Origin of the sequence: Streptomyces sp. NPDC085927 (assembly GCF_044540975.1) — a bacterium.
In the GTDB taxonomy this organism is placed as follows: domain Bacteria; phylum Actinomycetota; class Actinomycetes; order Streptomycetales; family Streptomycetaceae; genus Streptomyces; species Streptomyces hirsutus.
Map to the genome: position 1 here is coordinate 507425 of NZ_JBITSN010000001.1, position 24047 is coordinate 531471.

Here is a 24047-nt window from a genome sequence, read left to right on the forward strand (position 1 = left end):
TCGGGGAGGGGACGGGAGGGACCCGAGGACACCTGGGCACACCGGGTGCGACCGAGGCCGCCGGAGGGGGCGTGACATGCGGGACAGTCATCGTGCGGACGCCGAGCGGCTGTTGGCACGGGCTGTGGAGGAAGAGGTGCGCCGGTCGGGCGGGCGCACCGACGGAAAGGTGCTGCTGTCCCGGGCACGCGGCGCCCTGGACGCGATGGCCCGGACGGCGGCCGAGGAGTACGAGGCGTACACCCGTGCCCTGGACGACGCGGCGGCCGGGCAGCTCACCTTCCGCCAGCGGTACGCCCGTGAGGGCGCCGGGACGCCGTTGCTCGTGGCCGGGGTGGCCGGGGCGACCGCCGTGGTCACCGACCTCTTCCTCGGCACCGGGACCGGGACGGCGCTCGGCGCGGGTGTGGCCGTCGGGGTGGCCGGGGCGGCGGCGACCGTGGTGAAGGTCGTGGGCGCGCATGTGCCCGCCGCCCACCACCGGGCCGGCGCGGCGAGCCAGCCGGGCCGGCCGGAGCAGCTGCGACTGCAGTGGCTGACGGCGCTGGAGGTGCGCGGCATCCGCCCGTTCCTGGACCAGCAGCGGATGCTCACCGCGTCCACCGGACCCCAGCAGACGGGACCGCGGCTGCGCGGCGCCGACAAGAGCGCGGCGGCCCGCGGGCGCAGTGTCCTCGAGCAGTCGTTCGGGCAACTGCCCGAGCCGGTGGGGACGTTCGCGGGGCGGCGGCGGGAGATGGCGCAGATCCGGCAGTGGGTGCAGGCCGCACGGGCGACCCCGCAGACGCTGCCGACGGTGGTGGTGCTGCACGGGGCGCCCGGCAGCGGCCGGACCACGCTCGCGGTGCGCGCCACGCACGACCTGAAGGACTACTTCCGCGGCGCCTGCGTGGTCGATCTGCGCGCCGACAGCCCCGGCGAGGCGCCGCTGCCCACCCGGGACGCGCTGCTGCATCTGCTGAACCGGCTGGGGGCGCCCCGCGAGCAGCTGCTGTTCCGTGAGCGGTCCTCGCCCGACCAGCAGGTCAGACGGCTGAGCGAGCTGTACCACCAGCATGTGACGGGCATGCCGGTGACGGTCGTCCTCGACGACGCCGCGGACCCGCAGCAGGTCCGCACCCTGCTGCCGGAGCGCTCCGACAGCCTGGTCCTGGTGACCTCCCGGGCACCGCTCGGCCTGCCGGACGACCTGCCGGCCCGGGTCCACCAGTTGCCGGTGGAGGCGCTCGACCCGGCGGGCTCGGAGGAGCTCCTGGCCGCCGCCGCGCAGGACTCGTCCGAGCCCTACGACGCCGAGTCCGCCGACCGGATCCGGGAGCTGTGCGGCGGACTGCCGCTGGCGCTGCGGATCGCCGGTTCCTCGCTGGGTACGCGCTCGCCGCGCGCGCTGGCCTCGGACCTGAGCGCCTACGGCCCGGTCGACCCGGTCGAGCGCGCCCTGTGGCTGCGCTACACCGACCAGCCTCAGACGCTGCGGCGGCTGCTGCGGCGGCTGGCGCTGGCGGGCCGGGTCTCGCTGGGCGCGGCCGCGGCGGCCGCGGTGCTCGGCACCGACGAGGCCGAGGCGCGGCGGCATCTGGAGGCGCTGTCCCGGGCCGGTCTGATCACCCCGGTGCGGCAGGGCCGCTACCGGCTGCACGACCTCGTCCGCGCCTTCGCGCTGGCCCGTCTCCTCGACGAGGAGGACCCGGCCGAGCGGGCGGCGGCGCAGGAACGGCTGATCGTGAACTACGCCGAGCTGGCCGACTCGGTGCTGCGGCTGGTCGACGGGAACATGTCGACCCGTTCGGACCGCTTCGGCCCGTACGGCTTCACGTCGCTGGACGAGGCACTGCGCTGGCTGGACGACGAGTCGAGCTTCATCACGGCGGCACTGCGGCACGCGGAGGGCGTCGACCGGAGGGCGGTGCTGAACCTCCTCGGCGCCCTGTGCGACTACTGCCTGCTGCGCGGCGACCTGTACCGGCTCGGGGAGATCAGCGAGCTGGCGCAGGCCGTGGACGAAGGGCTGCTGGTGCGTTCGGTGCAGTGGCGCACCGGTATCGCGGCCCGTCAGCTGGGCGAGCTGGACAAGGCCCGGACGACCCTGACCTCGGTGGTCGACCTGTACCGGGAGGCGCATCACGACGCGGGGGCCGCGCGGGCCCTGACCTCGCTGGGCATCACGCTGCACCACCAGGGCAATCTGACGGAGGCCTCGGCGCGGCTGCGGGAGGCGATGGACCTGCAGTCCGCACCCCAGCTGGCCACCGACCGGGCGTGGACGATGCACGCGCTGGCCGCGGTGGAACGCGACCGGGCCCGGCTGTCCGAGGCCCTGGACCTGCTCACCGAGTCGCTGGTGCTGCACCGCGCGGGCGAGTCCGTGCACGGCCAGGCGTGGGCGCACTTCCAGCTCGGACAGCTGAACCTGCGGATGGGCGACGTCCCCCGCGCGGAGACGGAGCTGCGCACCGCGCTCGAGCTGTACGGCCGTACCCGCGACGCCCGCGGCGAGGCGTGGGCGCTGACCCAGCTGGCCCGCGCCCGGCTGCTCGAGGGGGACGCCTCACCGGCCGTGGAGGACCTGCGGCGGGCCGCCGCCCGGCACCGGGACAACGAGGACGCGCGCGGGGAGGCGTGGACGCTGTACTACCTGGGCCAGGCACTGGAGGAGACCGGCGACCTGGACCGGGCGGTGCGCGAACTGGAGCGGTCCCGCACCATGTTCTCCCGGATGCGGGACGTGTACGGGCTGGCCTGCGCCCGGCACCACTCGGCCCGCGTCACCCGCGACCAGCGGGCCGCGCAGACCGGTTCGCTGCGCAACTCCGGCTTCGCCCGTCAGCTGCTGGTCGACGCCCGCGCGGACTTCCAGCGCATCGGGGTGGCCCACGGCGAGGCGTGGACCTGCCTGGAGCTGGCGGTCGTCGACGCGGGCAACGCCCGCACCCAGCAGGCGCTGGCCCTGTGCGACGAGGCGGCGGCACTGTTCGCGTCCTACGGGGACCGGCGCGGCGAGGACTGGGCCCGGTTCCTGCGCTGCACCCTGCTCCCGTACGCGGCCCCCGGCGGTACGGAGGTCGGTACGGCGGTGGCCCAGGAGGAGCTGGCCCAGCTCGGCCGGACCGCACACGCCGCCCGCGACGAGAAGCTGGGCGACTACGTGGACGCCTACCAGCTGCTGCTGGAACGGGGGGCGAGCCTGGAGGCGGGCTGGCAGGCCTGGCGCCTGGGCATGGTCCCCAGCCGCCACGCACGCGAGGTGATGGGGGTGCCCATGGGGTCGCAGACGCGGGGCGGCCCGGTGGGGTGACGCCGGCGTGCCCCAGGACCTCGTGGCCGGCACGCGCGACCGGACGGGCGCCGCTGTGACACGGGCCACCCTGTGACATGGGCCATCCTGCGGTGCACCACCCCGCAGTTGCTGCCGCGTGGTGTACCGCCCCGCAGTTGCTGCCGCGTGGTGTACCGCCCCGCCGTGTGCTGCCGCGTGGTGTACCGCCCCGCAGTTGCTGCCGCGTGGTGTACCGCCCCGCCGTGTGCTGCCGCGTGGTGTACCGCCCCGCCGTGTGCTGCCGCGTGGTGTGCTGCCGCGCAGCCTTCCGGGGCCGTCGAAAGGCTGCGCGGGTCAGCCCTGCTTCTTCTTCCCTGCCGCCTCCGCGGCCGGCTGCCCGGCGTTCTCGGATTCCGCCGCCCGGGCCCCGGGCTCGGCGAAGTCCACCCGGTTCATGTGCCGGTTCATCGACTTCATCAGGCCCCAGACCGCCAGGGCCATCACCGCGAACACGATGAAGCCGAGGACACCGGGGGTGACCTTGTCCTCGTCGAGCTCGGCGAGGGTGACCAGGTGGCTCATTGCCAGGTTTGCGCTTGCGCTCATATCAGGCATTGTCGCGGATGCCCGCGAAGAGGTCGTCCTCGGGGAGGGAGGTATCCACGAGGGACTTCGCCAGCTCGTACTCCTCGGTGGGCCAGACCTCCCTCTGGATCTCCATCGGGATCCGGAACCAGCCCCCGTCGGGGTCGATCTGCGTGGCGTGCGCGATCAGGGCCTTGTCACGGATCTCGAAGAAGTCCGCGCACGGAATGTGCGTGGTGAGCGTGCGCTCCTTGTGCCCGGACTCCGACCAGCGCTTGAGCCAGTCCCCGTACGGCGACTCCAGGCCCCGGTCCAGCAGCGCCTGGTGCAGCGTCTCGGTGCGGGGGCGGTTGAAACCCTGGTTGTAATAGAGCTTCAGCGGCTGGAAGGCCGGGCCGAACTCGTCCTCCGGGTACTTCCCGGCGTCCGTCGCGCCCTCGAACGCCACCATCGTGATCTTGTGGGTCATGATGTGGTCGGGGTGCGGGTAGCCGCCGTTCTCGTCGTAGGTGGTGATCACCTGGGGACGGAACGCGCGGATCTTCCGCACCAGTTCCCCGGCCGCCTTGTCCACGTCCTCCAGGGCGAAGCAGCCCTCGGGCAGCGGGGGCAGCGGGTCGCCCTCGGGCAGACCGGAGTCGACGAAGCCGAGCCATTCCTGCTTCACCCCGAGGATCTCCCGGGCCTCGTCCATCTCCTTCCTGCGCACCTCGTGGATGTTCTCCTCGACGTACGGATCACCCTGCAGTCTGGGGTTGAGGATGGAGCCGCGCTCCCCGCCCGTGCAGGTCACGACCAGCACGTCCACCCCCTCGGACACGTACTTCGCCATGGTGGCCGCGCCCTTGCTCGACTCGTCGTCGGGGTGGGCGTGCACGGCCATCAGTCGCAGCTGGTCAGTCAAGACTCATTCCTCAAGTCGGTAGGCGCCCCGCGCACCCGGCACGCGCTCCCGCCGGCGGCCGTCCCGTGGGACGTCGCGGTGGGGTGGCGGGCGGGCGGTGGACGGAAGGCTTCTATAGTGACCGAAGCCGGGGATGAATAATTCCGGGAGCCCCGTTCCGGGCCTCCCCGGGGGCACCCGTCCCGTTCCTGCCGAGGAGACGATCATGAGCACGGCGAGCACGCGACCGCCCGAGGGCCGTTACGGCCGCTCTTCGGACGAACGCGCGGACCGCACCCTCAAGATCGTCGGCGCGGTCCTGGCCGTGGTCATGCTCGCCCTGTTCGGCTGGTTCGGCTACCACTACGTCGTCAAGAACGAGATCAGCGGCGAGCTGATCGGTTTCGACACCTCGAAGACCGCGGTGAAGGTGCGCCTGGAGGTCCACAAGGACGCCGGGGTCGAGGGCTACTGCACGGTGCGGTCCCAGGCCGCGGACGGCGCCGAGGTGGGCCGCGCCGACTTCCGCTTCGGCGGCGAGGACACCCGCATCGACAAGGTCGTCACGCTCCGCACGACCTCTCCGGGCACCTCGGCCGAACTCCTCGGGTGCCACGCCGACTGAGTCCGACCCGACCGGTCCTGCGGGAATTGCATCCCCGACGACCTGCGGAAACATGATTCTGGTGGCTTATGTCCTCCCCCTTCCGTCGCTGAATTGTTAGGCTCGTGGTTTCGCCCATCCGTGGAGGAACATCCTTCAGGGAGGGCGATGCTTTGTATTCCCACGTACCTACGAGGAGCACCAGTGACCCAGACCAGCGAGAACGTCACCTGGCTGACCCAGGAGGCGTACAACAAGCTCAAGGACGAGCTTGAGTACCTTACTGGTCCCGCGCGTACGGAGATCTCCGCGAAGATCGCCGCCGCGCGCGAGGAGGGCGACCTGCGGGAGAACGGCGGGTACCACGCGGCCAAGGAGGAGCAGGGCAAGCAGGAGCTCCGCGTGCGGCAGCTCACCCAGCTCCTCGAGAACGCCAAGGTCGGTGAGGCGCTGGCGGCCGACGGTTCGGTGGCGCCCGGCATGGTCGTCACGATCGCCTTCGACGGCGACGAGGACGACACACTGACCTTCCTCCTCGCCTCGCGTGAATACGCGAGTTCGGACATCGAAACGTACTCACCGCAGTCCCCGCTGGGTGCCGGAGTGAACGGCCACCAGGTCGGCGAAGAAGCGGAATACGAGCTGCCGAACGGCAAGAAGGCCTCGGTGAAGATCCTCAAGGCCGAGCCGTACAAGGACTGACTCCGGCCGGCTCCTCCTGCGATTTCGCACCCGCGAATCCACCACGACCGGGCCCCCGGCGGCCCTCCCTCGGGGAGGCTGCCAGGGGCTTCGTCATGCCGTCGCCGAACGGTACTTGCGTACGGCGAGCGTCCTGAAGACGAGGATGATCAGGACCGACCAGATCAGCGAGGCCCACACCGGGTGCTGCATGGGCCAGGCGTCCGAGGTGGAGACTCCGGGGTTGCCGAAGAGCTCCCTGCAGGCCTGGACGGTGGCACTGAACGGGTTCCACTCCGCGATGTGCCGCAGCCAGGGGGTCATCTGGCCGGTGTCCACGAACGCGTTCGACACGAAGGTGACCGGGAAGAGCCACACCAGGCCGCCGGAGGTGGCCGCCTCCGGGGTGCGGACCGACAGGCCGATGACCGCGCCGATCCAGGTGAACGCGTATCCGGTGAGCAGCAGCAGCCCGAAGGCGGCGAGCACCTCGCCGGCGCTGGTGTGGGTGCGCCAGCCGACCAGCAGGGCGACCACGGCGAGCACCAGCAGGGTGAGCGCCGTCTGCACCAGGTCGGCGAGGGTGCGGCCGGTGAGCACCGCGCCGCGGGCCATGGGCAGGGAGCGGAAGCGGTCGATGAGCCCCTTGTGCATGTCCTCGGCGATGCCCGCACCGGCTCCGGCGGTGGCGAAGGTGACGGTCTGGGCGAAGATGCCGGCCATCAGGAACTCGCGGTAGACCTGCGGGCTCGTGGTGCCCCCGATGTTCATGGACCCGCCGAACACGTAGGAGAACAGCACCACGAACATGATCGGCTGGACGATCCCGAAGATGACCACTTCGGGGATCCGGGCCATCCGGATCAGGTTGCGCTTGGCGACGATCAGGGAGTCCCTGATCGACTGGCCGATGGGGTTGCCGGGTGCCGCGATCCGCACGGCGTCGGTGACGGCGCTCACTTGACGGTCTCCTTCCCGTGAGGGTCTTCCTGTCCGGTGCCACCCCGTCCGGCGCCGGGTCGTTCGCCGTCCTCCCCCTCGGCCTCCGCGACGTGGCCGGTGAGGGAGAGGAAGACGTCGTCGAGGGTCGGGCGGCGCAGACCGATGTCGTCGATCTCGATGCCGCGGACGTCGAGTTCACGGATGATCTCGGCCAGGAGCTTCGCGCCGCCGGAGACCGGCGTGGTGATCTTGCGCATGTGTTCCTCGACCTTGGTGCCGCCCTGGTCCGGGCCGCGCAGGCTGAACCTGTCCAGGAGGGCGGAGGCGGCCTGGATGTGCTCCCGCTCGTGCACCACGACCTCGACGCGCTCTCCGCCGGTGCGGGCCTTGAGCTGGTCGGAGGTGCCCTGGGCGATGACCCGGCCCTGGTCGACCACCGCGATGTCGTGCGCGAGGTGGTCGGCCTCCTCCAGGTACTGGGTGGTCAGCAGCAGCGTCGTACCGCCGGAGACGAGTTGTTTGATCACGTCCCACAACTGCTGGCGGTTGCGCGGGTCGAGGCCGGTGGTCGGCTCGTCCATGAACATCACGGGCGGTGAGACGACGAGGGCCGCCGCGAGGTCGAGCCGTCGGCGCATACCGCCGGAGTAGGTCTTCGCGGTGCGGTCGGCGGCGTCCGCGAGGTGGAACTGCTCCAGCAGTTCGTCCGCGCGCGCCTTCGCCGCCTTGGCCCTCATCTGGTAGAGCTGCCCGACCATCTGCAGGTTCTCGCGGCCGGTCAGATACTCGTCGACCGCCGCGAACTGGCCGGACAGGCCGATGGAGCGGCGCACGGCGTCAGGGTGCTTGAGCACGTCGATACCGGCGACCACCGCCTTTCCGCGGTCGGGCCGCAGCAGGGTGGTCAGGCAGCGGACGGAGGTGGTCTTGCCCGCGCCGTTCGGCCCGAGCAGGCCCAGGACGGTGCCCTCGGGAACATCGAGGTCGACGCCGTCCAGTGCCTTTACGTCGCCGAAGGTCTTCACCAGACCTTCGGCATGGATGGCGCCTGGCATATGAGTCTCCACGTCATCGGGGATTCTTCTGAGAAGCCTGGGAATGCGCGCTGTGCCTTGCCTTGTCGCGCCCGAGCACCCCGCCGCACCGGGGCGGGGTCCGCGACACACACCATAACGCGATGTATCGCGTCTCTCAACGCATTGACACGAACGAGTGACGAAGGGTGACCGTGGGGTCAGTCGATGATCGTGTAGCCCGCGTCGTGCAGGATCTGGTTGACCTCGGCGCGGTGCTCCGGGCCCTTCGTCTCGAGGTGCACTTCGACCTCCACCTCCGTGAGCCCGAGCCGGGGGTCGGTCCGTACGTGGCTCACGTCGAGGACATTAGCGTCGGCCACTGACAATGCCCCGAGAAGCGTCGCGAGGGCGCCCGGCCGGTCCGTCAGACGCAGCCGTACGGCCAGGTAGCGGCCCTGCGCCGCCATCCCGTGCCGCAGCACCCGCTCCATCAGCACCGGGTCGACGTTGCCGCCGGACAGCACCGCGACGACCGGCCCCTCGAAGGAGTCGGGACGGCTCAGCAGCGCCGCGACCGGGCTCGCCCCGGCCGGCTCCACGACCAGCTTGGCCCGCTCCAGGCACAGCAGCAGCGCGGCCGACAGCTCGCCCTCGGTGACGGTGCGGACCTCGTCCACCAGCTCGCCGACGATCCCGAACGGCACGTCGCCGGGCCGTCCCACCTTGATGCCGTCGGCCATCGTCGCCGGGTTGCGCACCGACACCGGATACCCGGCCGCCAGCGAGAGCGGATACGCGGCCGCCCCCTCCGCCTGCACCCCGATGATCCGTACGTCCGGCCGCAGCGCCTTCACCGCGACCGCGATCCCGGCGGCCAGCCCGCCGCCGCCGACACCGACGACGATCGTGCGCACCTCCGGGCACTGCTCCAGGATCTCCAGGCCCACGGTGCCCTGCCCCGCGATGATGTCGGGGTGGTCGAAGGGATGGATGAGCACGGCGCCCGTCCCGGCCGCGTACTCCTCCGCCGCGGCCAGTGCCTCGTCGACCACCTGGCCGTGCAGGCGCACCTCGGCGCCGTACTCCCGGGTGGCACTGATCTTCGGCAGCGGGGCGCCCTTCGGCATGAACACCGTCGAGCCCACCCCGAGGAGCGAGGACGCGAGCGCCACGCCCTGCGCGTGGTTCCCGGCGCTCGCGGCGACGACACCGGCGGCGCGCTGCTCCGGCAGCAGACCGGCGATCCGGACGTACGCGCCGCGCAGCTTGAACGAACCCGTGCGCTGGAGGTTCTCGCACTTCAGGCGCACCGGGGTGCCCACCGTGCGGGACAGGTGTCTGCTGCTCTCCATCGCGGTCACCCGCGCGACACCCTGGAGCATCTTCCGGGCACCGCGCACATCGTCGAGGGTGACGGTGCGCAAGGAGTCAGCCGTGCCGTGGCTCATGACTCCAGCATCGCAGTTCACGGCAGCGGGCGTGCGCCGTGACCAGCGGGCGGACCCGGCTTTGCGCAGCGCCGGTACGGCCCGCCCTCCAGCCGCGTACCCTGTCCCCCAATTAGCAGCCCTTCACGAAGTGAGCCTCCGGCCATGCCCACAACACCTGACATGTCGATGGACACGACGACCGTCGGTGACACCGGCCTCCTCGACACGCTGCAGCACGAGGTCGCACTGTTCGCCCGCCGCGCCGAACAGACCCGGCTCGGCGGCGTCGGCCAGGTGCGCAACTTCATGGACCGCGCCGCCTATCTGCTGCTCAACCGCCTCGACAACGAAGGCCCGATGGGGGTCAAGGCGCTCGCCGCGAGCATGGGCATCGACTCGTCGACAGTCACCCGTCAGGTGGCCCCGCTGGTCGACACCGGTCTGGTGAAACGCACCTCGCACCCCGAGGACGGCCGGGCGGTGGTGCTCCAGCTGTCTCCGCGCGGGCACTCACGCCTGGAGGAAGTCCGTTCCTCACGGCGCCAGTTGATGGCCGAGCTGACACAGGACTGGGAGCAGGAGGAGCGTGAGGCGTTCTGCGCGCTCCTCACGCGCTTCAACGGCGCCCTGTCCGCGCGGATGTCGGCACCGGACGCACCGGGGCAGGAGGAGCAGTCCGCCTCCTGAGCCAGGCCGGGTACGCCTGTACGCCACTTTCCCCCGCGCCCGGCCGGGTACGGCCCTCCGAGCCGTACCCGGCCGGGCGCGGGCGCGCGCCTTCGGGGCGGAGCCGCCGTCGGGCGCGGCTCCGCCCCGTGCGTACGGGTTCCGACGGCCCCGGGGGCCCGTCCTAACGGGCGAGCGCCTGCTGGAGGTCCTCGAGCAGGTCGTCGATGTTCTCGATGCCGACGGAGAGGCGGACCAGGTCGGCGGGGACCTCGAGGGCGGAGCCCACGACGGACGCGTGCGTCATGCGTCCGGGGTGCTCGATCAGCGACTCGACACCGCCCAGGGACTCGCCGAGCGTGAAGACCTTGGCCCGGTTGCAGACCTCGACGGCCGCTTCCTCGCCGCCCTCCACGCGGAAGGAGATCATGCCGCCGAAGGACCGCATCTGCTTGGCGGCGACCTCGTGGCCGGGGTGCTCGGGCAGCCCCGGGTAGAGGACGCTCGTCACGCGCGCGTGCCGGCTGAGCATGTCGGCGACCCTGGTGGCGTTCTCACTGTGCCGGTCCATGCGCACGGAGAGCGTCTTGGTACCGCGCAGCACCAGCCAGGAGTCGAACGGCCCGGCGACCGCGCCCATCGCGTTCTGGTGGTAGGCCAGCTCCTCGCCGAGCTCCGCGTCGTCGGTGACCAGGGCGCCGCCGACGACGTCCGAGTGGCCGCCCATGTACTTGGTCAGGGAGTGCACGACGACGTCCGCGCCGAGCGCGAGCGGCTGCTGGAGGTACGGGGTGGCGAAGGTGTTGTCGACGACGAGGCGGGCGCCGGCGTCCCGGGCGACCTGGGCGACGGCGGCGATGTCGGTGATGCCGAGCAGCGGGTTGGAGGGGGTCTCCACCCACACCGCCTTGGTCTTCGGGGTGATCGCGGCCCGGACGGCGGCCGGGTCGCTGGTGTCGGCCACCGACCACTCCACGCCCCAGCGGGCGACGACCTTGGCGAACAGGCGGAACGTGCCGCCGTACGCGTCGTTCGGGATCACCACGTGGTCGCCGGGGCTGAGCAGCGTACGCAGCAGGCAGTCCTCGGCCGCCAGCCCGGACGCGAACGCGAGGCCGCGGCGGCCGCCCTCCAGGGCGGCGAGGTTCTCCTCCAGCGCGGTCCTGGTCGGGTTGGCGCTGCGGCTGTACTCGTAGCCGCCGCGCAGACCGCCGACGCCGTCCTGCTTGTACGTGGACACCTGGTAGATCGGCGGCACGACCGCGCCGGTGAGGGGGTCGGCCGTGTTGCCCGCGTGAATCGCGAGCGTCTCGAAGTGCTGACTGATGTGCCTGTCGCTCATGTGCACCGAGGGTAGTCCGCCCACGCCCCCGATGACGGCAGCCGAGTCGCCCACCGGCCCGGCACCACGTTGGCCAAGTGCCGACGCGATCTGGTTCGCTTGAGACATGGAGATTCTCTTGGTCCTGCTCGCGGTGGTCATGATCGGCTTTGTGGTGCTGCCGTTCCTGAGGCGCGGGCGCGGCGGGATCACGCAGGTACCGGCCGGCCACCCCGACGCGGCGGACCCGGCCGGCTACGGCTTCGCCCTCGAGGAGGAGCTGGACGTCCGTATGCCCGGCCCCGACCAGGACCTGCTGGACGTCCTGGACCTGGTGCAGCGCACCCAGGACTACCGCGGGGCCCAGCAGCTGCTGGCCGGCACCGACGCGACGAGCGAGCTGCGCTGGCAGCGCGTACAGGCCTTCGCGGGCGCCGCCTCGCTGGAGCTCGCCACGCGGCCCGGCGCGGCCGGTGAGACGCCGGGCGGGCAGTGGCTGCGGGTGTGGCGGGCGGAGGTGCCCAAGGACGCGGGGGGCGCGGCGGTGCACGCCGAGTTCCTGGTGCAGCAGGCATGGCGTACGGCGACGCCCGGGACGGACGAGTTCCGGATCATCATGGAGGAGGCGAAGGCGGCGTGCGGCGAGGCGGCGCTGCTGGCTCCCGGTGACCCCGTCCCGTACATCGTGGAGCTCTCGGTGGCCCGCGGGCTGGCCTACGAGCGGAAGGACTTCGAGCAGGTCTGGCTGAAGATCCTGGACCGTGCGCCGGCCCACATGGGCGCGCACCTGGCCGCCCTGCACTACTGGTGCGAGAAGTGGCACGGCTCACGGGAGCTGGCGTACTCGTTCGCGGAAGCCGCGGCCGCGCGGGCCCCGCAGGGTTCGCTGCTGGCCGCGATGCCGCTGTTCGCGGTGTTCGAGCACCTGCCGGAGGTGAACCTGGTCAGCGGTTTCTACCGGAGCGAGGTGGTGACGAAGGCGGTCCACGGCGCGCTGCACGCGGTGCACGCGGCCCGTCCCGACGACCCGATGGCCGCGCACGTCCGGCATCTGCTGGTCTTCTTCCTGGTCCGCGGTGAGCGCTGGGCGGAGGCCATGACCCAGCTGACGCACATCGACGGCCATGTCGGCGCGCTCCCCTGGACCCTGTCCCCCGACCCCGCCGCGGAGTTCGCGGTCTACCGGGCCCTGGCGGTCGCGGGCTACGAGGCCAACGGCGGCAGTCCGGCGACCCTGCCCCACTGAGGGACGAGACGGGCGAGGGCCCGCCGGGAGCATGGCTCCCGGCGGGCCCTCGTGCGTACTCAGCAAGGGGCCGGCGGCCGGCTCACTTGCCGTAGTAGGCGTTGTGGATCGAGATCGTCGACGTGTTGCCCTTCTTGTCGGTGATCTTGGCGCGGAAGGAGATCGCCTTCTTCTTCGCGGGGTTCTTGACGGTGATCTTGCCCTTCGTGACCGTGGTCTTCTTCCAGGTCTTCCCGGCGTCGTAGGAGACCCACACCGTCAGCGACTTGAGGTTCTTGCCCTTGGCCGCGCCCTCGACGGTGACCGGGAAGGTGACCTTCTTGCCCGCCGTGACCTTGCTGTCCAGCCCGGTGACCGCCTGGAAGCGGGCCGTGGAGGCGGGCAGCTGCTTCACGCCGGAGACCTTCTTGGAGTTGAAGGTCCAGCTCGCGTCGATGCGGGTGGACGCGGCGGCGACCTTGGAACTGCGCTTGACCGAGGTCGTCAGCCGGTAGGCGGCGTCGGCGGAGGGCACCTTGAACGCCTCCTCACCGAACAGCGGGTCGTCGTGGGAGCCGACCTTGGTGCCGTTGCGGTACAGGCTGGTGGTGACCGAGGTGAACTTCGAGGAGCCGGGGTTGCCCTTGCCGTCGGCGAACAGCGGGAGGAACCCGTAGATGTCGTTGCCGTCGCGGAAGAGGCCGTAGTCCGAGGTGACACGCGGCCCGAAGACGGCCGTGTTCACGGTCTTGGAGTACGTCTTGCCGGCCTTGAAGGTGAAGGCGTCACCGAGGGTGTAGCCGGCCTCGCCGATCGGCCAGCCCTCGGCGTCGACGCCGCCCTGCTGCTCGAAGTCGAGACCCCACTCCACCCCGTCCTTGGTGGACAGGTACAGGGTGCGGGTGCCGGGCAGGGGCTGCGGGATGCCGACCGCGGAGGCGGAGTAGCTGTCCGGCAGCAGGCCCATGGCGCTGACCGCGCCCTTCTTGCCGCTCGCCGCGGCGCCCATGGCGACCTTCACCGTGGCCAGTTCGGCCGCCTTGTAGGCGCGGGTGTGGCCGGTGGCGAGCTGCTTGACCTTGCCGCCGGCGACGGTGCTGTACTGCGCCTTGCTGCCCTTGCGCCAGTGGGTGTCCCACTGCTGGATCAGCGAGCCGTCGGTGATCTGCGGGCCGAGGTGGGCGGTACGGAAGTTCTTGAACGACTCCAGCCACCAGCCGAAGCCGTAGGAGCTGTTCTTCGTCTCCACGGTGTAGTCGGCCGAGACGAGCTCCGGCTTGGCCGCCGTGTCCGGCACGGTGATCTTCACCGGCTTGGCCTTGCGGGCGTCCAGCGTGACCGTCGTCTTCTTGGTGACGCTCAGCTTCGGCTGGGAGAGCCAGTCGGCGCCGACGAACTTCTCGGGGTCGGTGCCGGCGTACACCGAGGAGTCCAGGACGTAGTTGCCCTTGGGGACCCGGATGGTGACGGTGCCGTCGGCGTCGTAGGGCTGGTACCACTCGTCGGCGGCCGCGCCGGAGGTGCCGGTCAGGTCCGCGAGGTAGTTGGCCGTGGCCTTGCCGTCGCGGCCGAGGACCTTGAGCGTCACGTCGTAGGACTCGGCCTCCCGCTCCACGCCCGCGGCCGTGCGGACGGTCTGGCCGCCCCCGGTCGCGACCACGTAGGCCGAGTAGGCGCCGTCGGTGGTGCCGCCGAGCCTGGTGTCGACGGTGAGGTCGACGGAGGCCGTGCCGCCCGCGGGGACCGTCACCGTGGTGGCGCCCAGGGTGAAGAAGCCGGCCGGGGCCGCCTTGCCCTTGGGGTCGGTGGCGGTGGACGTCAGCTTCAGGGTGACGTCCGTGGTGCCGAGGTTGCGGTAGGTCAGCGACTCGGTGACCGGCTTGTCGTCGGTGTGCGGCCACTGCTGGACGCCGAAGCTCACCGAGGCGGGCTCGGCGATCACCGTCTGCTTCACGGCCTTGTCGATCTGGATCCGCCCGGTGCCCTGCTCGAACGGCGTGTACGCGCCGCCCTTGGTGGAGCCGGTGAGGGCGCCCTTCAGCTCCGCGAAGGTCCAGTCGGGGTGCTGCTGCTTCAGGAGCGCGGCCGCGCCCGCGACGTGCGGGGTCGCCATCGACGTGCCCGAGATGGACATGTAACCGGCCGGCTTCTCGCCGACCTCCTTGGCGATGTCGTTCCCCTTCGCCGAGGCGGCCGTGATGTCGACGCCGGGCGCGGTGACGTCCGGCTTGACGGCGCCGTCGCCGAGGCGGGGTCCGGTGGAGGAGAAGTCGGCGAGCTTGTCCTTGTCGTCGACGGCGCCCACGGTGAGGGCGGCGTCGGCGCTGCCGGGCGAACCGATCGACCGGGGGCCCTCGTTTCCGGCCGCGATGGCGAACAGGACGCCCTTCTCGGCGGAGAGCTTGTTGACCGCCGCCTCCAGCGGGTCGATCTCGGCCGTGTCCCGGCCGCCCAGGCTCATGTTGACGACGTCGGCGCCCTGCGCGACGGCCCACTCCATGCCGGCCAGGATGCCGGAGTCGTCACCGAAGCCGAAGTCGTCGAGGACCTTGCCGTTGAGGATCCTGGCGCCCGGCGCGACACCCTTGTACGTGCTGCCGCCCTTGGCGCCGGTGCCGGCCGCGATCGAGGCGACGTGGGTGCCGTGGCCGACCTTGTCGCCGGTGTTGGGCGAACCGGTGAAGTTCTTGGACGCGGTCACCTGGCCCTTCAGGTCCGCGTGGGCCGTGTCGACACCGGTGTCCAGGACGGCGATCTTCACGCCCTTGCCGTCGTAGCCGGCGGCCCACGCCTTGGGGGTGCCGATCTGCGGAACGGACTTGTCGAGGGACGCCTCGCGGACGCCGTCGAGCCAGACGTGGGCGATGCCGGACGCGGTCCGGTCGCCGTCGGTGACCGCCTTCCACAGGCCGGGCGCGTCCTCGTGCGGAGTCTGCACGGCGTCGGCGTTCAGGGCGCCGAGGCTCCGGCGGAGCGTGGCCGCGTCGCGGACGTCGGACTTCGCGGCGGCGGCCGCGCGGCCCTGGTACCCGACGATGACCTTCGGACCGCGCTGCTGGGAGCGCCGCGTGGAGTCCTTGCCGAGTTCGGTGATGTCGAAGAGCCGCCGGTCGAGCCGGCCCCCGGCGATCAGCCGGGCGGCGTCCGCCGGCAGGACGTAGGTGTGGCCGCCGGACTTGCGGATCTGGACGGGTATGTGTTCCCGGCCCTTGGCCCGCTCCAGGCCGACGACGCGGCCCTTGGCGTCCACGGCGACCCGGTCGCCGGTGATGAGGGTGATGCGGTGCTTGGCCTTCGGCGAGGCCGACGGCTGCGCGGCGGTACCGGCCGCGGTTTCCGCGGCCGTGCGTTCCCCGTTCGCCGCCGCCGGGCCGGTCATGCCCGCCACGAGCGCCACGGCGGCTGCCGTGGCGACCGTTGCCGCGCCCGTCGCGCGCGCTCTCTTGACTTGTCTGCGCAAGGTTCCCCCTAGCGGATGTGCCGGGTTGATTCCCCATCACCCGGCCGGGGGTGGTCTCGTACGCATGTGCGTAGCCCCCTGGTTGCGCAGTATGCCGAAGGGTGATCAAGCGCCTCAAGGGGCTACGGGGGAGATCACGGAGTCGACGGGTAGTCGACGGGTATCTGTGACGCCACCGCCGCAACTCCGTTACCGGATCGACGGATAGGCGGAGCGCCGACGGGCGCGCGGGCGAGTGCGCGGACGAGTGCGCGAGGCCCGCGTCCGGGCCGTCACGCCCGGGGTTCCACCTCGTGCAACCTCGTTGTCAGTGGTCGGGGATAGCTTCGATCGTGTTGCGCCGCAGTGGCGTGGACGTCCCCTTTCACATGCCTGGGAGATGGTGCGTTGTCCGTCTGGGAGAAGTCGAGCACGGCACGGGTGGTGCCGCCCGCACGACCGCGGAAGCTGTCCAAGGTGCCGTTCGTCGAGCTGGCGGACGGCCGGCTGCAGGGGGTGGTCTCCAGCGGGTCGGACATCGGGCGCGTGTACGTGTCGTCCGTCGCCGCCGGGACCTGTGCGTTCGCGTGCAGCACCAACAACAACCGCCCCTGCGGCGGCGCGCGCGGCATGTTCTGCAACCACATCCGGGCACTGGTCGACGAGGCGGTGCTGCAGTACGGCGCCGAGCGCGTGGCCCGGTACCTGAAGGTCGAAGTGGCGGACGGCGAGCTCGACGCGGACTCCGTCACCACCGCCATGACGCGCACGCGGCCCGCGCAGGGGGACACCTCGGCCGCGGCGCCCGTGTTCAGCCGGTTCCTGCGGCACCTGGCGTACCTGGAACTCGCTCCGAGCACCGCGCCGCTGCCCGAGATGCAGTGGTTCCCGACGACGCGGGCGGTGGCCTGATGCGTGCCGACCTGCTGTTCGACCCCGTCGACGGTCTCGACGAGGCCCTCGCGGCCGTGGACGCCTTCGACGCGGCGCTCGTCGCCGGTCTGCTCCGGCCTCAGCCCGGCCAGGCCGCCGGTGTGGTGGAGCTGGCCGACGCCGTCGCCGGGACCCCGCTCGCCGCGCGCGTCGCCGAGGCGGCCGACAAGACGGTGGCCGGGGCCGCGGGCGAGGACCACTTCGTCGCGCTCGCCGCCGCCCGGGCCGCCCTGCTCGGCTCGGTGCACGACGCGCTGACCGCCCGTGTGACGGAGGCCGTCGGCCGGCCCGTCACCGAGGAGGCCGCCCCGGGCGGGGCCGGTGGCGCGGACCACGCCGCGAACCTCCTCGCCGCCGCCCGCAGTTGGCTGAGCGACCTCGCGCGCGCCGGCTGGCGGGGCATCGACCACGAGCTGGTCGGCGGCGCCGCGCCCGTCGTCTCCGCGATGCTGCCCGACCCGGCGCTGCGCCGGCAGGCCACGCTGCTGGACGGATTCGCCGCCGAACTCGCCGCGTCCTGCCCGGGGGCCACCCTGGAGCGGATTCCGGTGCGCCGGTGGGCCGATCTCTGGTGCCGGGCCCTGCTCCTGACGCTGCCGGGGGCGACCGGCGCCCCCGCGCCGGACACGGCCACCGGTCGTCTGCTGCCGCTCGGGATCGACGTGCAGGAACACGCGACCGCCGTACAGGCCCAGGTCCACGCGGTGTTCGAGCCCGCCGACGGCGGCGCGCCCCGGCTGGTGCGGGCCGCCGCGTCCGCCCCGAAGCCCGACACCGTCGTCGGGGCGGGCCTGTGGCAGCTGCTGCGCCCGCACCTGTCCCTGCTGACCGCGGTGAGCGAGGGCCGCGCGATGGACCTCGACGCAATGCCCGTCACCGCCGAGGACGACCTGGTCTGGGACGACGCGCACGCCCGCATGGGCGAGTCGGCCGACTCCCTCACCACCGCGCGCGTGGCCCTGCCCACCGCCACCGCGGCGGCGACCGCGCCGCTGGACCGGCATCCGGCCCGGATCGCCGTCCCCGTCCTGCTGGAGGGGTACGAGGCGGAGCAGGACGACGACGGGGTCGCGTTCCGGATCGCCGGGCACCGCCTGCCCGTCGACACCGACCGGATACCGGCCGCCGGACCGCTCACCGCCGAGGCCGTCGCCGCGTCCGGCGCGTGCGTCGCGCTGCTCCGGTGGGACGCCGGGGAGTTCCACGTCCAGCCGCTGGCCGTGGAGCGGACCGTGCGGAAGAAGGCCGTCGCCGTGCACGCCGGGGCGTGGGCCGGGGGCACCACCGACAAGGCCGGCGTCCGCGCGGAGAAGGCCGCCACCGGCGCCGTCGACGCGCTCCGCGAACGAGCCGGAAGGCTGTTGCGGAAATGACCGACCCCACCGCACCGGCCGTCGCACCGGCCACCGTGCCCGGCCCGGCCCGGCCCTCCGCACCCGCGGATTCCGCCGCGCCCGACCCGAACGACAACCGGCGCCAGGTGCTCTACTGGCGGCTGCTGGCCCGGCTGTTCGACCCCGAGGAGCAGGCCTCGCTGGAGTCGGCGAGCCTGGCCGTGGTCGAGGACATCGGGCTGCCGTCCGCGCTGCTCGACCCGGGCGCCTCCGTCGACTCCGTGGTGCAGCGGCACCCGGAGCTGGCCGCCGAGTTCGACGGGCTGATGACCCCCGGGCCGGAGGAGGACGACGCCCGCGACCGGGCCGCCGAGGTGCGGCGCGCGGCCCTCGTCTCCAAGGTCCTGCTGAACGTCTTCTCCACCGGCTCCGGCGCCGTCACCGCCGAGCAGCTGGTCCGCTGGCAGTCCGACGCGGGCTGGCTGGAGCGGGCGCTCGGCTGCCGGCCCGGCGACCTGCGGGGCGGACGCGCCGGCGCGGGCGGCGTCGGGGCGGTGGGGACCGGCGCGGGCGGCCAGGGTGTCAGCCCCACCGGTACCGGCGGTGGCGGGCGCACACCCGACCTCAGCCGGCTGATCCCCGCCATCGGCCCGGAACTCGGCTCCATCGAGGCCGGTCTGGTCAAGCGGATGCGGCTGCGCGAGGTGCTGGCCGACCCGCAGCTGGCCGCGCGGCTGACCCCGAGCATGTCCCTGATCGAGCAGTTGCTGCGGGACAAGGACAACCTCTCCGGCGTGGCCCTGGCGAACGCCAAGTCGCTGATCCGCCGTTACGTGGACGAGGTCTCCGCGGTCCTGCGCACCCAGGTGGAGAAAGCCACGGTCGGCGACATCGACCGGTCCGTCCCACCGAAGCGGGTCTTCCGCAACCTCGACATCGACCGCACCATCTGGAAGAACCTCACCAACTGGAGTCCGGAGGAGGAGCGGCTCTACGTCGACCGCCTCTACTACCGGCACACCAGCCGCAAGACGGCGCCGCAGCGGCTGATCGTCGTCGTGGACCAGTCGGGCTCCATGGTCGACTCGATGGTCAACTGCACCATCCTGGCCTCCATTTTCGCCGGGCTGCCGAAGGTGGACGTCCACCTGATCGCCTATGACACCCAGGCGCTGGACCTCACCCCCTGGGCGCACGACCCGTTCGAGACCCTGCTGCGCACCAAGCTCGGCGGCGGCACGGACGGCACCGTGGCCATGGCGCTCGCCCAGCCGAAGATCACCGAGCCGCGCAACACCGTCGTGGTGTGGATCTCCGACTTCTACGAATGGCGTACCGACGAGCTGTTCGAGAGCATGTCCGCCATCCACCGCTCGGGCGCGAAGTTCATCCCGGTCGGTTCGGTGACCAGCGCCGGGCGCGGCAGCGTCAACCCGTGGTTCCGGGAGCGCTTCAAGGACCTCGGCACGCCGGTGATCTCCGGTCACATCAAGAAGCTCGTGCACGAGCTCAAGACGTTTCTCACCTGATCCGTCCGTTCCCTCCCCTTCGGACTTCTCTCAACTCCTCCCTGTTTCTTCTTGTTTCTCCCGACTTCTCTTTTTCGAGCCCTGAACGGAAAGGCCCTCCCCTGATGTCCGACCTGCTGCGCGCACCCGCCGAGATCAAGTACGCCGAGGAGCTGGACTGGCTGGAGTCGGTCGACGACGGTCCCAAGCCGTTCTCCTGGCGGCTGTCGCCGAAGATGGTGCGACTGTTCATTCTCGGTTCCGAGCGCTCCGACGGCCTGGACCGGGAGATATCCCAGAAGTGGTTCGGCGACCGGAGCTTCGTCGAGCGTTCCATCGTCACCCTCGCCTCCGACCGCGGCCTGCTCCTGATCGGCGACCCCGGCACCGGCAAGAGCTGGCTGGCCGAGCTGCTGTCCGCCGCGATCAGCCGCAACTCCACCCTCGTGGTGCAGGGCACGGCCGGCACCAGCGAGGACCACATCAAGTACTCCTGGAACGTGTCCATGGTCATCGCCAAGGGCCAGTCCAGGGAGTCGATGATCCCCTCACCGATCATGACCGCGATGGAGGCCGGGTCGATCGGCCGTTTCGAGGAGCTGACGCGTTCCACCAGCGATGTCCAGGACGCCCTGATCTCCATCCTCTCCGAGAAGTACATCTCGGTGCCGGAGCTGGAGAGCGGCGGCAGCGACAACATCGTCTTCGCCAAGCCCGGCTTCTCGATCATCGCCACCGCCAACAGCCGCGACCGCGGGGTCAACGACCTCTCGTCCGCGCTGAAGCGCCGCTTCAACTTCGTCCGCATCCCGGTCATGACGAACAGGAAGAGCGAGGCCGAGATCGTCCGCTTCCGCACCGAGGAGCTGCTGCGCCGCCACTCGATAGAACTGGAGGTGCCGCCGACCCTGCTCGACGTGCTGCTCCAGAGCTTCGCCGACCTGCGCGCCTCCGCCGCCGCGGCCGGCAGCGACGACGAGAAGCTGGAGTCCGCGCTGTCGACGGCCGAGCAGATCGGTGTGCTGGAGGACGCGGTCCTGCACAGCAACTTCTTCGGTGAGCGCGCCCTGACCGCCCGGTCCCTCGCCTCCTCGCTCGTCGGCTCCCTCGCCCGCCGTGAGCCGGAGGACCTGGCCATCCTCAACAAGTACCTGCACGGCGTCGTCGAGCCGCGCAGCAAGGAGCAGGGCGGCTCGTGGCCCGAGTTCCTGGAGGGCGGCCGGGACGCGATCGCGACGCTGTCATGAGCGCCGCACCCGAGAGCGCGCCCGTCGCGCGGGAGAGCACGTTCGCGGGGCTCCGCGGACAGCTCCACGAGGCCGCGGCCACGTTCGCCGGCGGGCCGGACGCCCTGGAGGGCATCCTCCTCGGCATGGTCGACGACGTGGACCGCGCGGTGCGCGAGCCGCTGGAGATCTTCCCCGTCTGCCACCACTCGCCCGCCTCCGCCCTCGCGATGGCCCGCAGGCTGCGCGAGAAGCAGCCCAAGGTGGTGTACCTGGAGCTGTGCGAGGACATGGCGCCGCTCCTCACCGAGCTGCGCAACTGCCGTCTCCCGGTGGCCGTCCAGGCATTCGCGAGCGAGGTGGACGGCTTCCCGCCCGAGTGGGCGCCGCTGTCGGTGGTCGCACCGATCACCGAGGCGTCCGCCGAGTACCAGGCGATCGCGTACGCGCTGGACACGCCGGACGTGGAGCTGGTCCTCGTCGACCGGTCCTCCGACCACGTCTTCCAGTGGGACAGCCGGGGCCGGAACACTCCGGAGGCGGCCGGGGAGGGGCCGGACGGGGACGGGACGGCCGCGGACGAGGACGCGACGGAGAGCGCGCTGCACGGCGAGGCCGTCGGCGTGGAGATCGGCGACCTGCGGCCGCGCTTCGCCGAACTGGAGGAGCACCTGCTGCGGCACGGCAAGGTGCGGCACTGGTCGGAGTGGTGGCACCAGTACGTCGAGCTGCCGCTCGGCGACGGCGACCACGACACCTACCGCCAGGTCATGTTCCTCATCGGCAGCCTGTTCCGGCGGCTCGCCCCCGGCGACCCGTCGCGGGTGCGGGTCGACGAGGACCGCGAGCGGTACATGTGGACCCGGATGCGGGAGCACCTGGCCGCGACCGGCACCGATCCCGAGGACTGCCTGTACGTCTGCGGCGCGTTCCACGCGGCCAGCAGGGTGGAGGAGTTCGGCGTGGCCGGCTCCGGCGCGTACGAGATCTCGCCGCGCTCCGCCACCACCTGGCAGCACGGGCTCATCCCGTCCAGTCACGCGGCGATCGAGGCGCAGTTCGGTCTCGCCGCCGGCTCGGTGTCCATCGCGGCGACCGAGTGGGCGAAGAGCCTCGGGCGCACCCGGGTCCGGCCGTACCGGCTGACGGGCCAGGCCGGTACGAAGAAGTCCCGGGCGAAACAGACCGCCGTACCGGCCGTGGCGGCGGGGCCCGCCGCCACGGACAAGCTGTCCGGCTTCCTTCGCCGGCCGCCGGTCCTGGACTCCCTGGACGAGGCCGAACTGCTCGGCTGGTCCGTGGACGTCGTGAGCGCGGCCCGGCGCAACGGGTACCTCGCCTCCACCGCCGACGCGATCGCCGTCTTCGAGACGTCGATCCTGCTCGCCGGGATGCGGGACCGGGCCAAGCCCACGCCGTACGACTTCCAGGACGCGGCGGTCACCTGCATCGAGAAGGACGCGGTGCCGGGGCGGCGGGACGTGCGGCGGCTCGTCGAGATCATGATGGGCGGCGACCGGGTCGGCCAGGTCGGCTACGACTCGCTGCCGCCCCTCGCGCGCGACGTGCACGACCGGCTGGAGCCGCTGGGGCTGAAACTCCAGCAGCGGGGCGTACGGCGGGCCCTGCTGGACATGGCGTCCCGGCCGGAGCTGCGGGACTGCTCCGACGTGCTGTGGATGCTGCGCCGGCTGCTGCCGCAGGGCGCGGCCCGGACCGTCATGGGCGAGCGCGCGCTGGGCGAGCGGTCGATCCAGGAGTCGTGGGACCTGGCGCTCGGCACCCACCAGCGGGCCCTCATCGAGCTCGGCTACGAGGGCGTCAGCATCGAGCAGGTCCTGGAACAGCGCCTGCGCCGCGCCGCCTACGCGCCGCAGGCGACGGCGGCGACGGTCCTGGAGGCCGTCGAGGACGCGGCGCTGTACCTGGGCGGCGGCCGTCGTCTCGCCGACGAGCTGGGCACGCGCGCGCTGGCGGTCCTGACGTCCGAGCGCAGTGTCGACGGCGCGCCGGAGGTGCTGCGCCGGGTGCGCCGGCTCCTCGCGTACTACCGGACGAGCGAGCCGGTGCTGCCGCCGTGGATCGAGTCCTTCGTCAAGGCCGGTTACGCGCACTACTGCACCCTGCTGCCGACCGCGTTCACGGACGAGGACGCGACGGCGGGTCAGGTCGCGGCGATGCTGGGCTTCCTGTTCAGCATGGAGGGCCTGGCCCTGTCGCTGGGCTGCGACAGGGCGCAGCTGGAGCTGGCGGTCGCGCAGTCCCACCCCGAGGACCCGTCGAAGACGGCGCTGCTGTGGGCGGCTCAGGTGCAGCTCGGCACGCTCTCCCGCGAGCGGTTGCGGGCGCGGTGCGACGAGCTGCTGGCCAACCCGCTGGTGGTGCCCGCGTATCCGCGCTACCTGAGCGGCTTCGTGCACGCGCTGGAGCCGGTGCCGGGCCTGGCGGACGTGGTCGTGGAGGCGGTGTCGAACGCGTTCGGGCGGCTGCCCGACGCGGTGCTGCTGCCGTGGCTCCCGACGCTGATCGGCACGCTGCGGGCGGGCGCGGCGGACCTCGCCCCGCTGCTGATCCGCGAGGCCGGGCGGATCTTCCCGAGCCGGCTCGCGGCGCTGGACGCGTGGGTGCCGCCGTGGCGCGCACCGGCCCCGGTCCCCGTACGCCGCGCGGCGCGGGCGGCGGGGCAGGCGGCCGGCGTCCGCCGGGGCGTCGCGCTGGCACCGGCGCATCCCGCCGCGTTCGACGCGCTGGCGGACCTGCTGGGCTGCACGGAAGGGTGGGCGCCGGCCGCCGCCCCGGCGGGCGCGGCGGGCACGGCGCTGCTGACCGCGTACCCGGCGACCTGCGACGCGCTGGCGGACCTGCTGGGCTGCACGGAGGGCTGGGCCGCGGCCGGCTCTCCGACGGCTCCGGCGGGCGCGGTCCTGACCACCCGTCATCCGGACTCGGCGACCGCGCTGGAGTCCCTCCTCACCGGCGGCTGACCGACGACGACGAG

The 24047-nt window shown here is 72.2% G+C and carries 17 protein-coding genes; 10 read left to right on the top strand and 7 right to left on the bottom strand.

Translation table 11 applies throughout. The features are described 5' to 3' along the window. The first annotated feature begins 76 nt into the window (after positions 1-76). The gene (locus tag ACIF80_RS02355) at positions 77-3295 is read left to right on the top strand and encodes a tetratricopeptide repeat protein (RefSeq protein WP_399798325.1); all 3219 of its coding nucleotides are present in this window, start codon (positions 77-79) and stop codon (positions 3293-3295) included. Positions 3296-3610: 315 nt separating this feature from the next. Here the strand turns inward: ACIF80_RS02355 and ACIF80_RS02360 are convergent, their stop codons facing one another. Next, positions 3611-3871: a hypothetical protein gene (locus ACIF80_RS02360; protein WP_399798328.1), complete on the bottom strand. Its 261-nt coding sequence runs from the start codon at positions 3869-3871 to the stop codon at positions 3611-3613. Further along, positions 3864-4745 carry a mycothiol conjugate amidase Mca gene (gene mca, locus ACIF80_RS02365; RefSeq protein ID WP_399798330.1) on the bottom strand — a complete coding sequence of 294 codons (882 nt, stop codon included), beginning with the start codon at positions 4743-4745 and terminating at the stop codon, positions 3864-3866. Before mca ends, ACIF80_RS02360 begins: the two co-directional genes overlap by 8 nt. Before the next feature lie 205 nt (positions 4746-4950). Here mca and ACIF80_RS02370 point away from each other — a divergent pair, with 205 nt between their 5' ends. Then, on the top strand, positions 4951-5349 hold the full coding sequence (locus tag ACIF80_RS02370; RefSeq protein ID WP_399798333.1) for a DUF4307 domain-containing protein: 399 nt from the start codon (positions 4951-4953) through the stop codon (positions 5347-5349). Positions 5350-5532: 183 nt separating this feature from the next. After that, on the top strand, positions 5533-6030 hold the full coding sequence (greA, locus tag ACIF80_RS02375; protein ID WP_399798335.1) for a transcription elongation factor GreA: 498 nt from the start codon (positions 5533-5535) through the stop codon (positions 6028-6030). Between the two features lie 93 nt (positions 6031-6123). Here greA and ACIF80_RS02380 read toward each other — a convergent pair whose 3' ends face one another. The 3 genes from ACIF80_RS02380 to ilvA form a co-directional block, all read right to left on the bottom strand. After that, positions 6124-6969: an ABC transporter permease gene (locus ACIF80_RS02380; RefSeq protein WP_399798337.1), complete on the bottom strand. Its 846-nt coding sequence runs from the start codon at positions 6967-6969 to the stop codon at positions 6124-6126. After that, entirely contained in the window at positions 6966-8006 is a 1041-nt protein-coding gene (locus ACIF80_RS02385) for an ATP-binding cassette domain-containing protein (RefSeq protein ID WP_399798340.1), read from the bottom strand. Before ACIF80_RS02385 ends, ACIF80_RS02380 begins: the two co-directional genes overlap by 4 nt. A 179-nt stretch (positions 8007-8185) precedes the next feature. Beyond that, positions 8186-9415 (bottom strand): threonine ammonia-lyase, encoded by a 1230-nt coding sequence (gene ilvA, locus ACIF80_RS02390; RefSeq protein ID WP_399798342.1) that lies wholly within the window; start codon positions 9413-9415, stop codon positions 8186-8188. A 162-nt stretch (positions 9416-9577) separates the two neighbouring features. Here ilvA and ACIF80_RS02395 point away from each other — a divergent pair, with 162 nt between their 5' ends. After that, a complete protein-coding gene (locus ACIF80_RS02395; protein ID WP_399799389.1) occupies positions 9578-10084 on the top strand; it encodes a MarR family winged helix-turn-helix transcriptional regulator in 507 nt (168 codons plus the stop codon). A gap of 163 nt (positions 10085-10247) precedes the next feature. Here ACIF80_RS02395 and ACIF80_RS02400 read toward each other — a convergent pair whose 3' ends face one another. Then, complete coding sequence (locus ACIF80_RS02400; protein ID WP_399798343.1) at positions 10248-11405, bottom strand: cystathionine gamma-synthase; 1158 nt, start codon at positions 11403-11405, stop codon at positions 10248-10250. Positions 11406-11511: 106 nt separating this feature from the next. Here ACIF80_RS02400 and ACIF80_RS02405 point away from each other — a divergent pair, with 106 nt between their 5' ends. Next, positions 11512-12630 carry a hypothetical protein gene (locus ACIF80_RS02405; RefSeq protein WP_399798345.1) on the top strand — a complete coding sequence of 373 codons (1119 nt, stop codon included), beginning with the start codon at positions 11512-11514 and terminating at the stop codon, positions 12628-12630. Positions 12631-12712: 82 nt separating this feature from the next. Here ACIF80_RS02405 and ACIF80_RS02410 read toward each other — a convergent pair whose 3' ends face one another. Beyond that, on the bottom strand, positions 12713-16069 hold the full coding sequence (locus ACIF80_RS02410) for a S8 family peptidase (protein WP_399798346.1): 3357 nt from the start codon (positions 16067-16069) through the stop codon (positions 12713-12715). 387 nt (positions 16070-16456) lie between these two features. Here ACIF80_RS02410 and ACIF80_RS02415 point away from each other — a divergent pair, with 387 nt between their 5' ends. The 5 genes from ACIF80_RS02415 to ACIF80_RS02435 all read left to right on the top strand — a co-directional run bounded on the left by ACIF80_RS02415 (position 16457) and on the right by ACIF80_RS02435 (position 24033). Continuing rightward, positions 16457-16960, top strand: a complete 504-nt coding sequence (locus tag ACIF80_RS02415; protein WP_399798348.1) for a hypothetical protein — start codon at positions 16457-16459, stop codon at positions 16958-16960. Then, complete coding sequence (locus ACIF80_RS02420; RefSeq protein ID WP_399798350.1) at positions 16930-18354, top strand: hypothetical protein; 1425 nt, start codon at positions 16930-16932, stop codon at positions 18352-18354. Before ACIF80_RS02415 ends, ACIF80_RS02420 begins: the two co-directional genes overlap by 31 nt. Next, the gene (locus ACIF80_RS02425; protein WP_399798353.1) at positions 18351-19844 is read left to right on the top strand and encodes a VWA domain-containing protein; all 1494 of its coding nucleotides are present in this window, start codon (positions 18351-18353) and stop codon (positions 19842-19844) included. The genes ACIF80_RS02420 and ACIF80_RS02425 overlap by 4 nt, the downstream gene beginning before the upstream one ends. A 104-nt stretch (positions 19845-19948) precedes the next feature. After that, positions 19949-21070: an AAA family ATPase gene (locus ACIF80_RS02430; protein WP_399798356.1), complete on the top strand. Its 1122-nt coding sequence runs from the start codon at positions 19949-19951 to the stop codon at positions 21068-21070. Continuing rightward, a complete protein-coding gene (locus tag ACIF80_RS02435; protein WP_399798358.1) occupies positions 21067-24033 on the top strand; it encodes a hypothetical protein in 2967 nt (988 codons plus the stop codon). The genes ACIF80_RS02430 and ACIF80_RS02435 overlap by 4 nt, the downstream gene beginning before the upstream one ends. Positions 24034-24047: the final 14 nt, after the last annotated feature.

What these genes read in the sequence shown, in the direction of transcription:
- ACIF80_RS02355 (WP_399798325.1), top strand. Translation starts at nt 77, where the DNA reads ATGCGGGACAGTCATCGTGCGGACGCCGAGCGGCTGTTGGCACGGGCT.
- ACIF80_RS02360 (WP_399798328.1), bottom strand. Translation starts at nt 3,871, where the DNA reads ATGCCTGATATGAGCGCAAGCGCAAACCTGGCAATGAGCCACCTGGTC.
- ACIF80_RS02370 (WP_399798333.1), top strand. Translation starts at nt 4,951, where the DNA reads ATGAGCACGGCGAGCACGCGACCGCCCGAGGGCCGTTACGGCCGCTCT.
- ACIF80_RS02385 (WP_399798340.1), bottom strand. Translation starts at nt 8,006, where the DNA reads ATGCCAGGCGCCATCCATGCCGAAGGTCTGGTGAAGACCTTCGGCGAC.
- ilvA (WP_399798342.1), bottom strand. Translation starts at nt 9,415, where the DNA reads ATGAGCCACGGCACGGCTGACTCCTTGCGCACCGTCACCCTCGACGAT.
- ACIF80_RS02395 (WP_399799389.1), top strand. Translation starts at nt 9,578, where the DNA reads ATGTCGATGGACACGACGACCGTCGGTGACACCGGCCTCCTCGACACG.
- ACIF80_RS02400 (WP_399798343.1), bottom strand. Translation starts at nt 11,405, where the DNA reads ATGAGCGACAGGCACATCAGTCAGCACTTCGAGACGCTCGCGATTCAC.
- ACIF80_RS02405 (WP_399798345.1), top strand. Translation starts at nt 11,512, where the DNA reads ATGGAGATTCTCTTGGTCCTGCTCGCGGTGGTCATGATCGGCTTTGTG.
- ACIF80_RS02425 (WP_399798353.1), top strand. Translation starts at nt 18,351, where the DNA reads ATGACCGACCCCACCGCACCGGCCGTCGCACCGGCCACCGTGCCCGGC.
- ACIF80_RS02430 (WP_399798356.1), top strand. Translation starts at nt 19,949, where the DNA reads ATGTCCGACCTGCTGCGCGCACCCGCCGAGATCAAGTACGCCGAGGAG.
- ACIF80_RS02435 (WP_399798358.1), top strand. Translation starts at nt 21,067, where the DNA reads ATGAGCGCCGCACCCGAGAGCGCGCCCGTCGCGCGGGAGAGCACGTTC.